This window comes from Mycobacterium sp. IDUB_19 (assembly GCF_055419445.1).
Genome location: NZ_JBVAXR010000026.1, coordinates 53757 through 63348 on the forward strand (window position 1 = coordinate 53757; position 9592 = coordinate 63348).

Sequence of the window (9592 nt, forward strand, 5' to 3'; positions counted from 1 at the left end):
CTACGAAACAGAGCCGGGAATGCTCACCGGGTGAATCCCCATTCGGCTTCGTTGTCTTCGGTTTTGAGATGCTCGGCTGGATCGTCTGAGTCGGCAAGAGGTAGATGGGAGGCACTGGTTCGGCGTTCACCGATCTCGGTGATGGCGTGCACCGGACAGTCCCACAGCGCCCGCATGACGTCGTCGCGATCCGCCTCGGCCACGGTGCCATCCCCGATCAGGGCCGCGTATCCCCAGTCATCCAGCGAGAAGTATCCGGGCGCGTGTTTGGCGCAGATACCGAAGCCGTCGCAAACGGTGCGGTCCAGGCGGATTTTCATGCGTGCCTCACCGCTTCCGCCTCATACGGTCGGTCGGCGCGGAATGCGCCGCCGCTGCAGTCCGGACAGGTGCCGTCGAGATGCGCGCTGACTTGGGCCGGAAATTGACCGAGCAGGCTGGCAGCCACATTGGTGGCGGCATCCAGCGTCGCGCAGGCCCCGCGCCCGCGCAGCAGCACCGACCAGCGGCGCAATCGGTCGACATCTTCTTTCGTCGCAGCGCCGTCGCGCAGGGCGCCGGCCGCGGCGGCCATCGCCGCGGTCCCGTTGAAGCACGATCCACATTGCCCGGCATTCTCGCGGTCGAAGTAGGCCAGCACCGACGCCGCCACCGCGACGGGGCAATCGTCGGTGAGCACCGAGACCGCACCGCAGCCCAGGCCGCTGCCGAGGCGTCGCATCGTCTCGTGGTCCAGCGTGGTCTCCAGCACGGTGCGGTTGAGCAACCCGGCGAAGTACCCGCCCATCAGCGCGCCCCGCACCTGCTCAGGGGTAATACCATGCAACGCAAGCAATTCGGTGAACGCCAGGCCGTGGGGAAGCTCGTAGAGAACCGGCGGCTTACCGCCCCCGGTGATGGTGGCCAGGAAAGTGCCCGACGACAGCGGCGTGCCCTGCGAGCGGAATGCCGCCGAGCCGTTGCCCTGCAGGTAGGGCAGATTGGCCAGCGTCTCGACATTGCTGACCAATGTGGGCCGTTCGTCGACGCCCGCTTCGAACGGGCGTGGCGGCTTGTCCGTCGGCTTGGCCGGGCCGCCGTTGATCATCCGAACCGCGGCGGTCTCCTCGCCGGCCACGTATCCGGGCTGAACGGTCAGCACGCGGACCGCGACGCCGCCGAGTGTGCCGGGATCGAGCTCGCCGAGCGCCGTTTCGACGCTGTGTGCTGACTCCGGGTCGGACACATACACATAGGCGCGGTCAGCGGCAACGATCGCCGCGGCCAACCGCAATCCGTCCAGCACCAGGTGGGGGCGGTTGCGTAGCAGCCAGCGGTCCTTGATCGAAGCCGGTTCTCCCTCTTCGCCATTCGCGACGACGACGGGGACGCCGGCGTCCGCCATCAAGCGCCCATTGTCGCGCACCGCCCGCAACTTGACCGCGAGCGGAAAGGCCGCGCCGCCCCGGCCGACGAGGCCACTGGCTTCGACCTCGCTCAGAAACGCGTCGGCATCGGCGAGCGGGCGATAACCGCCGAGCCGCTGATAGGCCGCGAGGTCCTCGCGGGCCTGGCCGGCTTGCTCACTCAGTAGCCGCGGCGTGCACCCGGGAAAGGTGGCGGTGGTGATGGGCGTGGACTGGGTGGTGTTCAAAACTGGCCTGCCATCGTCTTAGTTAGGCTTGCGCCCATGCGAACTGCGGTGGTCCGTGTCAACGTCGACCCGGAAGGCGTGCTCACGCCCGCGCAACTACGTGACGGCATGGCAGCACTCCTCGAGCTCGCGGCCAATGCCGGAGCGGGCGTGGTCGAGAATGACCCTGCGTCCATGCCGGTCGGCCGTCGTGAAGTCGAACTGCTCATCGCGGCCGAAGACGGTGACACGGCCAAGGAAGCCGCAATCGGGTTGTGCACCAAAGTGTTCGGCGCCACCCCGGTCCCGGGCGTGATCACGTTTGTCAGCCGGGGGACCGACGCCGACGCGCACGGTGTGCTGTCCGCGTTCGGCCTCACCGGGGACATCGTGCGCACGCCCGGCGACGATGGATTCGACATCGTCCATGTGACGCTGCGGGAGGCCGACCTCGAACGCATTCCGGAAAGCCGGGTCCACACGGCGCTGGAAGCGTCGCTCAACTGTGAGGTCCACATTCGCACCGTGTAGCGCCATTACGAGCCCAGGAACTCAAGAATCGCGGGCGCCGCTTGCACCCAGGTGTCGAACATGTTGAAGTGTTTCACCCTGCCCGCCGCGCGCTCCTCGGAGGCGCGTTCCCAGGCGTCCTCGGGCCACGGTGGGTCGATGAGCTTCGATCCCTTGATCAGGCAGCTGACTTCCAGCGACGTCCGCTTGGGGTGATCCATGTCGTTTTCGCCGCCACGAATGATCAACGTGGGAACCTTGATTCGGTCGAACATTTCGTCCTCGACACCCGGAATCGTCTGTCCCGGCTTGGAAACGAAAGCGTTGAGCCAGCGCAGCATGAGCTTGAGAAAATCGTCTTTGTCGAAGTCGAGGAACCGCTGCTTGTTGGCCGGGTTTTCCTCGATGCGCTCGCGCCATTCCGATACCTTCACCACGCCGTCCATGCCGGTGCCGCGTACCGCGAGGATGCTGGGGATGATGTAGAAGGAGCCCAGTACGAAGCTGCCGTAGATGCCGCCGACGATGTTCCACACCACTAGCTTGGTGACCATCTCGGGGTAGAGCATCGTGGTCAACATGGAATCCCTTGCGCCGCCGGACCCTCCGGCGAGGATGCAGCGTTCGAAGCCGAGCCCCGTCACCAGCTTGTGCAGCGTCTCGGCGCGCATGTGGGACTCGCTTTGCCCGTAGAACTGCACATCGGAGGCGCCGCAATTGGGCCGGTCCCACAGCAGCACCCGGTAGCCGCCCGCCGCCAGGGCCTCCGCGAGTGGACGTAGACCTTCGATTTCTTTACTGAACCGCCCGCCCGGCGTCAAGGTAATGAGATCGCCTGCATCCCCGAGGATTTCGTAAACGACATTTCCCCCGTTGATCTCGATTGAAGGCACGCGATTCTCCTGTAGTTAGGCTTGAACGAGAACGTCGTTGCCGACGATGCGCACCGGATAGGTGCGGATGCTCCATTCCGGCTTGACCGCAGTGGTGCCGGTCGCCAGCTCGAAACCCCATTGGTGCCAAGGGCAGTAGATGTATTCCAGGTCGCGCACCATGACCGCGTCACCCGGAGCGGTCTCGTCGACGATCGTGCGTCCCCGGGGCCGTCCGGAACACAGCGGCCCGCCTTGGTGGGGGCAGTAATTCGCGATCGCGTAGAAGGTGCCGTTGACGTTGTAGACCCCTACGCCGTGACGTCCGATCGGAACCAGCTTGTGCGTGCCCGGCGCGATCTCGTCTACGGTGGCGACGACATGCTCGCGGCCCTGGGCAAGACGTGGCTCGGGCCGTTTGGTTTCTTCCGTCAATTCAAAGCACCCGGGTCTGGCCCTCGAGGACCGGGACGGTCTCGGGCAGGTGATAGGTGGCGATGCCGTTTTTGTACATCACCGCGTCGCGGGCGTGCTTGGGCAGGTGCTTGACCAACCAGCGCGGGTCATCGAATGTCCAGTGCGGGTAGTCCGACGAGAACAGCAGGATCTTCTCGCACTCCATCCATTCCAGCGCGCGGGTCAGCTCTGTCTTGTCCTCGGGGTAGTCCAGCGGCTGGGTGGTGAATTTGATGTGGTCCTTGACGTATTCGGACGGCTTGCGCTTGATGTCCACCCAGGACTTGCGTGCTGCGTAGATCGCGTCCATCCGCCACATCAGCGGCAGGATCCAGCTGAACGCGTGCTCGACGAACACGATCCGCAGCGTGGGGAACCGGTCGAAGACGCCGTCGAAGATCAGGCTCATCACCTGGTTCGCGGCCAGCAACGAGTAGGTCACCATGAAGTCGTGGTTGTAGCTGGGGAATCCCACCGGCGGGATCGGTAGCTCGTCGAACTGGCTGCGCGACAGGTGGCAGCTCACGGTGATGTCGTGTTTGGTGGCGGCCGCCCAGATCGGGTCGTATTTGGGGTTCCCCCAGGGCGGACGTGGCTCGGCTTTGATCAGAATCTGCGCCATGTAGGGGTGCCCGGCCCACTTCTCGATCTCGCGCGCGGACGCTTCCGGGTCTTCAATGGCGGCACAAATCGAACCCCGCCACCGCTGGTGCCAGTTGTTGTGACTGTCCAGCCAGTGATTGGCCTGCCAGTCGTTCAGCGCGGCTGACATCGCGTGCTGCGCTTCAGGGATGCGGGCCGGGTAGGCGGCGGGTTCCAGGATCGCGATGTCGGAGCCGGCCTCCATGATCAACTGGCGAAACGCCATATCCGGGTCGCTGCACGGGAATTCGCCGTTGGATGGGAAGGAGTCCACCCGCATCGCGTAGGAGTGCGCGTAGTCGGGGGCGTCATAGTAGATCTGCTCACCCACGGTGCGGGTGAGGAAATATTTGCTGCGCCACGGCTCGGGGATGTATGGGACGAGCTCGCCGCGCTTGGGCGCCGGGTGGACATCCGAATCGACGCATCGGACGGCTATGCGCTCGGTAGCGGGAACCCGCTCCTGCGAATGGGTCAACGTCATCTGGGTCTCCTCAGTCTGCCGCGTTACTTCTACTGTGCGCCTACGGCGGCGGGGATGTCTATGCCGTAGAGCTGGGCCGCGTTGCGCCAGCACAGCTTTTCGCGCTGTTCGGCCGAGAGCGCTGCGGGCAGCTTCTTGACGTCACCGCACTGCCAGTGTGGGTAGCTCGAGCCGAACATCACCATGTCGTCTTTGCCGGTGAAGCCGAACCATTCGCCGGCGAACTCGGTGTCGCCGGGACCGTCGAGGCTGCCCTGAATGAAATACACGTGGCCGGGCAGGTAGTCGCTGGGGATCCGCGGTGCCCATGGCGTCTGCTCCAGGTGCGGACGGCCGAACGTGTCCATCCGCCACATGAACGGCGTGATGAAGTCCGCGGCGCCATCTCCCCAGACGAACTTGAGACCGTCGAAGCGCTCGAACACACCCTCGGCGATCATGTTCATCAGGTGGTACAGGTAGTTCAGCGCCATGAAGCTGACGTACTGCTCGTAGGTGCGGGTGTTGCCGTTCGGTGTCGGCGGAAAGGCGATTCCCGAGCCGACTTCGATGTGCGCGGCAACGGGAAGGCCGGCGTCGGCCGCGGCTTCCCACAGCGGCCAGAACTGTGGTTTGCCGTAGACCTCGCGGGATTGGAGCGGAACGCCGATCTGCACCACGCGCGGATGCCCGCGCCATTTCTCGATCTCGCGCAGCGCGCCGGTGATGTCGTCGGGGTTCACCCGGATGGTGCCGCGGAACCGCTCGCCGAACTGACTGGACTCCAGCCAGTTCGCCACCATCATCTCGTTGTGCGCGGCGTGCAGCGCGCTGCCCAGGTGCCGGTCCGGCATGATGCCGCGGCCCGCCGGGTGCAGCACCGCAACGTCGACTCCGCGCTTCGAAAACAGTTCATTGGCAACGAATTCTGGATCCGAGCCGGGGTACTGGCGATCGGGGCCCTCGGTGTTGGGCGCGTACTCGCCGCCCGGTGCGCCGTACCAGTCCATCTCGTAATCGGGGAACCCGCGGCTCTTGAACGGCTCACGCAGGGTCTTGCGCAGCGCTTTGTTGGACGGGAAGAAAATGTGCACGCTCGCGTCGATGAGCGGTGTGCTCGTCCCGTCAGCGTGTTCGATCACGACAGCCACCCTTCGTTTCCGGTAGCCAAGGTGAGCCAAACCTGGTCATAAGATAGATAATCTAACATTCTTGTCGGCTGCCGATCAATGGTTTCCGGTAAGCGTCTCGATTAACGATTCGCCCTGGTAGTTGCTGGTATTGTCACCATCGGAGCAATAGTCGTTCTTCAATCCGGATAATACCATTCTCGGCCCTGGTTGGAGAGCGACGGGCTGCTACGCCGCCGTTACAGAGTCGGCGAGCAGTGTCACGCCGGCCCTATCGAGTCCCGGCGTCGTCGACGCCGCCGACGGTGACGCCGGCTGCCTTTTCGAACGGCTTGATGACGGCCGTGAAATCCGAGTCGGCGCCTTCGTCGAGTGCGGCTTTCTCCCAAAGCCGGCCGATCGTCTCGGCGACGTCGACCGGCACGCCGAGCGCCTTGGCTTCGTCGAGATAGAGCCGGACGTCTTTGACCATCAAGCCGGTGGCAAAGCCGTAGTCGAAAGTGCGAGGCAGTATCGCGCGCGGAAACTTGTCGCGACTGGCGCTCGTTCCGCCCGAGCCCGCGTTGAGCACTTCGACCATCACGGCCGGGTCGAGACCGGCCTTCACGCCCATCACGACGACTTCTGATGTCGCGACCAAGACGTTGGCCGCCAGGATGTTGTTGGCGAGCTTCATCGTTTGCGCCGACCCGGGTTTCTCGCCGATGTAGAACGGGCGGCCGATCGCCTCGAGGGCCGGTCGTATCTGATCGAATTCGTTGCGCGGTCCGGACACCATGATGGCGAGCGCACCCTTTTCGGCTCCACCGACACCGCCACTGACCGGGCTGTCGAGCGCGGCGATGCCCCGCCCGGCCAGCAGGTCGTGGATCTGCGCGGCGGTTCGGCTGCCGACGGTTGACAAGTCGACATAGCGCTTGACCCGCGAGCCCTCGATCACCCCCCCGGCCCCGGTGGCGACCTCGAGCGACACCGCCGGCGACGGGAGGCTGGCCAGCACGGTTTCCGCGCGATCGGCGACCTCTTTGGCCGACGATGCGGCCCGCGCGCCGAGCGAGACGACGCGGTCCAGTGCCGTGCTGCTCGTGTCGAAAGCGATGACGTCATTGCCTTCGCCGATGAGCCGAGATGCTATGGGAAAGCCCATGTTTCCCAACCCGATGAACCCGATCTCGGCCACGGCTGTTAGCCCTCGTCCGCGCTCTGGTCCAGTTCGGCGAACACCTCACGCGCGATCCGGAAGCTGTCGACAGCGGCCGGGACACCCGCGTAGATCGCCACCTGAAGAAAGATCTCGCAGATCTCTTCGCGAGTGACGCCGTTGGTCAGCGCTCCCTTGATGTGCGTCCGTAATTCGTTCGGCCGGTTGAGGATCGGGATCATCGCCAAGTTGAGCATGCTGCGCGTCTTGCGGGGCAACCCATCTCGGCCCCATACCCCGCCCCAGCAGTACTCGGTAACGAGATCTTGCAGGGGCTTGGTGAATTCGTCGGCGTCGGCCAGTGCCCGGCTGACGTATGCCTCGCCCAGCACCGCGGAGCGGATTTCCAGTCCCCGCTGGTATGTTTCGCGATCCAAAGGTCTTCTCCTTAACGTTTACAGGCGTACGACGACGGTCTTGGTGGCGGTGAACATGTCCAGGGATCGTCCGGTGGCCGGGTCGATGTTGTCGTAGGCGTCTGCCGAGGCCACGGATTCGCCGTCGATGAACGACTGTGTGATGGTCACGGTGACCCCTTGACTTAGTTCGTCGCGACAACGGTTAGCTGGACGCTAGTGAATAGTTGCATCAGGATGGCCGGTGCCGAAAGGGAGTGACCATGACGGGAGCGAGCAGCGACATCTGGGAAGTGATGTCGACGGCCCGGACGATCCGGCGCTTCACCGACGAGCCGGTCGACGACCTCACGCTGGCGCGGTGCCTGGAAGCGGCGAGGTGGGCTCCGTCGGGCGCCAACGCGCAAGGCTGGCGTTTCGTCGTGCTGCGCTCACCCGAGCAGCGGGCCGTCGTGGCCAAGGCTGCGGCGCACGCGCTGGAAGTGATCGAGCCGGTCTACGGAATGACGCGGCCCGCCGCCGACGACTTCAGCCGGCGTGCCCGCACCTACCGGGCGACCTACGAATTGCATGACCGGGCAGGCGAATTCACTTCTGTCCTGTTCGCGCAGCAGCACTTTCCGACGGCATCCGAACTGCTGCTCGGCGGATCGATCTTTCCCGCCATGCAGAACTTCCTGCTGGCCGCTCGCGCCCAGGGCCTCGGAGCGTGCATGACCAGCTGGGCCTCGTATGGCGGCGAGCAGCTGCTGCGGGACGCCATCGGGGTGCCCGAGGGTTGGTTGGTTGCCGGCCACATCGTGATCGGGTGGCCCGCGGGCAAGCATGGTCCGCTGCGTCGCCGCCCGCTTGCCGAGTTCGTCAATCTCGACCGCTGGGATGAGTCCGCCGGCGGTCTTTTTTCAGCTCCCGCGGGCTGACCGGCGAACCAAGCCGGCAGGTCGCGGTTAACACTCATCGATAGGTCATACGCCGAATCCGAGATTATTACTTCCGCAAGAGAGAATGGTATTCTCGCGAGGGCGGCGACGACAGGAGGCGGCCCCGATGCTGTTGGAGTTCGATGCTGATCAGCGACTGTGGCAGGACACGGTGCGCGACGCCGTCGCAAAGCAGTGCCCGCCGTCGCTGGTTCGAAGCGTGGCCGAGGATGGCGTAGACCCGAGCCCGCTGTGGAAATCGTATGTGGATCAGGGCTGGACCGAGCTCAACGATTCGGACAGCGCTGTGGAGCTGGCCATCGTGCTCGAAGAGCTCGGCCGCGCAACCGATCCCACTCCGTTCCTGGCGACGATGAGCCAATTCGCTCCTCTCGCGGCCGACCGGTTCGACCCACACCAGTCAGGTACCGCGGTGTACAGCGGGGTCACGGCGCACCGGGACGCCAACGGCTGGGTGCTGGACGGAACGGCGCGCCACGTCCTCGACGGTGATCGCGCGGACCGGCTGGCCGTCGTGACCGACGCCGGGGTGTTCCTCGTCGCGTCCAGTCAGGTGTCGGCCCGGCGCGCGTCGGTGTTCGACCCGGTGCTGCACGTCGCCGACCTGTCGTTCGCCGGGGTTCGGGTGCCCGAGAGCGACCGGCTGACCGCCGACGCGGAGCGCGCGCATCATCTTGCGCTGACCGGCATGGCCATCACGATGGTCGGCGCCTGCCAACGCATCCTCGACCTGGTGCTCGAACACGTCAAAAGCCGTCAGCAATTCGGCGTCCCCATCGGCTCCTTCCAGGCCGTGCAGCACAAGGCCGCCGACATGCACGTCGCGGTGGAACGCGCACGCGCACTGGCCTATTTCGCCGCGTTGACGATCGCCGCCGACGATCCCCGCCGCCGGCTGGCCGCCGCGATGGCCAAAGCGTCGGCAGGGGAGTGCCAGTCGCTGGTATTCCGGCACGGCCTGCAGCTGCACGGCGCGATGGGCTTCACGTGGGAGAACGACCTGCAGTTCGCGCTGAAACGGGCCAAAGCGGGTGAGCTGCTGCTTGGCGGCGCCGCCGAGCACCGGGCGCGGATCGCGGAGGAATACCGTGCAGCTGACTTTTGATTCCGAGGTCGAGGAGTTCCGGGCCGAGTTCTCGGCGTTTCTCGACGAGAACCTGCCTCCCGCAAGCGAAACGCTCGAGCGTCCGCGATCGGTCTCGCACATGCCGCAGTGGGCGCGCGACTGGCAACGGCTGCTGTTCGACAACGGCTGGCTGCTGCCCAGCCAGCCACCGGAATTCGGCGGGCGGAATGCGACCGTCATTCAGCAGTTCGTTTACCTGGAGGAACTCAGCCGGCGCCGGATCTACCACAGCTTCAACCCGCAGGGCGTGAATATCGTTGGCGCCTCGCTGTTGTCGTTCGGT

At 65.1% G+C, this 9592-nt stretch carries 13 protein-coding genes; 4 read left to right on the forward strand and 9 right to left on the reverse strand.

The window, feature by feature from the left end:
- Positions 1-23 precede the first annotated feature (23 nt).
- Together ACZY0B_RS19545 and ACZY0B_RS19550 are read right to left on the reverse strand one after the other, a co-directional pair.
- Complete coding sequence (locus ACZY0B_RS19545; protein ID WP_463765860.1) at positions 24-320, reverse strand: ferredoxin; 297 nt, start codon at positions 318-320, stop codon at positions 24-26.
- On the reverse strand, positions 317-1633 hold the full coding sequence (locus ACZY0B_RS19550) for an NADH-ubiquinone oxidoreductase-F iron-sulfur binding region domain-containing protein (RefSeq protein WP_463765861.1): 1317 nt from the start codon (positions 1631-1633) through the stop codon (positions 317-319). Before ACZY0B_RS19550 ends, ACZY0B_RS19545 begins: the two co-directional genes overlap by 4 nt.
- Positions 1634-1669: 36 nt before the next feature.
- Here ACZY0B_RS19550 and ACZY0B_RS19555 point away from each other — a divergent pair, with 36 nt between their 5' ends.
- Positions 1670-2143 carry a hypothetical protein gene (locus ACZY0B_RS19555; protein ID WP_463765862.1) on the forward strand — a complete coding sequence of 158 codons (474 nt, stop codon included), beginning with the start codon at positions 1670-1672 and terminating at the stop codon, positions 2141-2143.
- A gap of 5 nt (positions 2144-2148) precedes the next feature.
- Here ACZY0B_RS19555 and ACZY0B_RS19560 read toward each other — a convergent pair whose 3' ends face one another.
- The 7 genes from ACZY0B_RS19560 to ACZY0B_RS19590 all read right to left on the reverse strand — a co-directional run bounded on the left by ACZY0B_RS19560 (position 2149) and on the right by ACZY0B_RS19590 (position 7413).
- The gene (locus ACZY0B_RS19560; protein ID WP_463765863.1) at positions 2149-3015 is read right to left on the reverse strand and encodes an alpha/beta fold hydrolase; all 867 of its coding nucleotides are present in this window, start codon (positions 3013-3015) and stop codon (positions 2149-2151) included.
- 15 nt (positions 3016-3030) lie between these two features.
- Positions 3031-3429, reverse strand: a complete 399-nt coding sequence (locus ACZY0B_RS19565; protein WP_463765864.1) for a Rieske (2Fe-2S) protein — start codon at positions 3427-3429, stop codon at positions 3031-3033.
- 1 nt (position 3430) lies between these two features.
- Complete coding sequence (locus tag ACZY0B_RS19570; RefSeq protein ID WP_463765865.1) at positions 3431-4576, reverse strand: amidohydrolase family protein; 1146 nt, start codon at positions 4574-4576, stop codon at positions 3431-3433.
- A gap of 29 nt (positions 4577-4605) precedes the next feature.
- Positions 4606-5697 (reverse strand): amidohydrolase family protein, encoded by a 1092-nt coding sequence (locus ACZY0B_RS19575; protein WP_463765866.1) that lies wholly within the window; start codon positions 5695-5697, stop codon positions 4606-4608.
- A 259-nt stretch (positions 5698-5956) separates the two neighbouring features.
- Entirely contained in the window at positions 5957-6865 is a 909-nt protein-coding gene (locus ACZY0B_RS19580) for an NAD(P)-dependent oxidoreductase (protein WP_463765867.1), read from the reverse strand.
- 5 nt (positions 6866-6870) lie between these two features.
- The gene (locus ACZY0B_RS19585) at positions 6871-7263 is read right to left on the reverse strand and encodes a carboxymuconolactone decarboxylase family protein (protein WP_463765868.1); all 393 of its coding nucleotides are present in this window, start codon (positions 7261-7263) and stop codon (positions 6871-6873) included.
- 18 nt (positions 7264-7281) lie between these two features.
- The gene (locus ACZY0B_RS19590; protein WP_463765869.1) at positions 7282-7413 is read right to left on the reverse strand and encodes a hypothetical protein; all 132 of its coding nucleotides are present in this window, start codon (positions 7411-7413) and stop codon (positions 7282-7284) included.
- A 92-nt stretch (positions 7414-7505) separates the two neighbouring features.
- Here ACZY0B_RS19590 and ACZY0B_RS19595 point away from each other — a divergent pair, with 92 nt between their 5' ends.
- The 3 genes from ACZY0B_RS19595 to ACZY0B_RS19605 all read left to right on the forward strand — a co-directional run.
- Positions 7506-8162: a nitroreductase family protein gene (locus tag ACZY0B_RS19595; protein WP_463765870.1), complete on the forward strand. Its 657-nt coding sequence runs from the start codon at positions 7506-7508 to the stop codon at positions 8160-8162.
- Between the two features lie 127 nt (positions 8163-8289).
- Positions 8290-9288, forward strand: a complete 999-nt coding sequence (locus ACZY0B_RS19600; RefSeq protein WP_463765871.1) for an acyl-CoA dehydrogenase family protein — start codon at positions 8290-8292, stop codon at positions 9286-9288.
- Positions 9272-9592, forward strand: a 321-nt coding sequence (locus ACZY0B_RS19605; RefSeq protein ID WP_463765872.1) for an acyl-CoA dehydrogenase family protein, incomplete at its 3' end; no start/stop codon positions are given. The genes ACZY0B_RS19600 and ACZY0B_RS19605, both read left to right, overlap by 17 nt.

Excerpts from the sequence above, each read along its gene's own strand:
- ACZY0B_RS19545 (WP_463765860.1), bottom strand. The coding sequence starts at position 320 with ATGAAAATCCGCCTGGACCGCACCGTTTGCGACGGCTTCGGTATCTGC.
- ACZY0B_RS19555 (WP_463765862.1), top strand. The coding sequence starts at position 1,670 with ATGCGAACTGCGGTGGTCCGTGTCAACGTCGACCCGGAAGGCGTGCTC.
- ACZY0B_RS19570 (WP_463765865.1), bottom strand. The coding sequence starts at position 4,576 with ATGACGTTGACCCATTCGCAGGAGCGGGTTCCCGCTACCGAGCGCATA.
- ACZY0B_RS19595 (WP_463765870.1), top strand. The coding sequence starts at position 7,506 with ATGACGGGAGCGAGCAGCGACATCTGGGAAGTGATGTCGACGGCCCGG.
- ACZY0B_RS19600 (WP_463765871.1), top strand. The coding sequence starts at position 8,290 with ATGCTGTTGGAGTTCGATGCTGATCAGCGACTGTGGCAGGACACGGTG.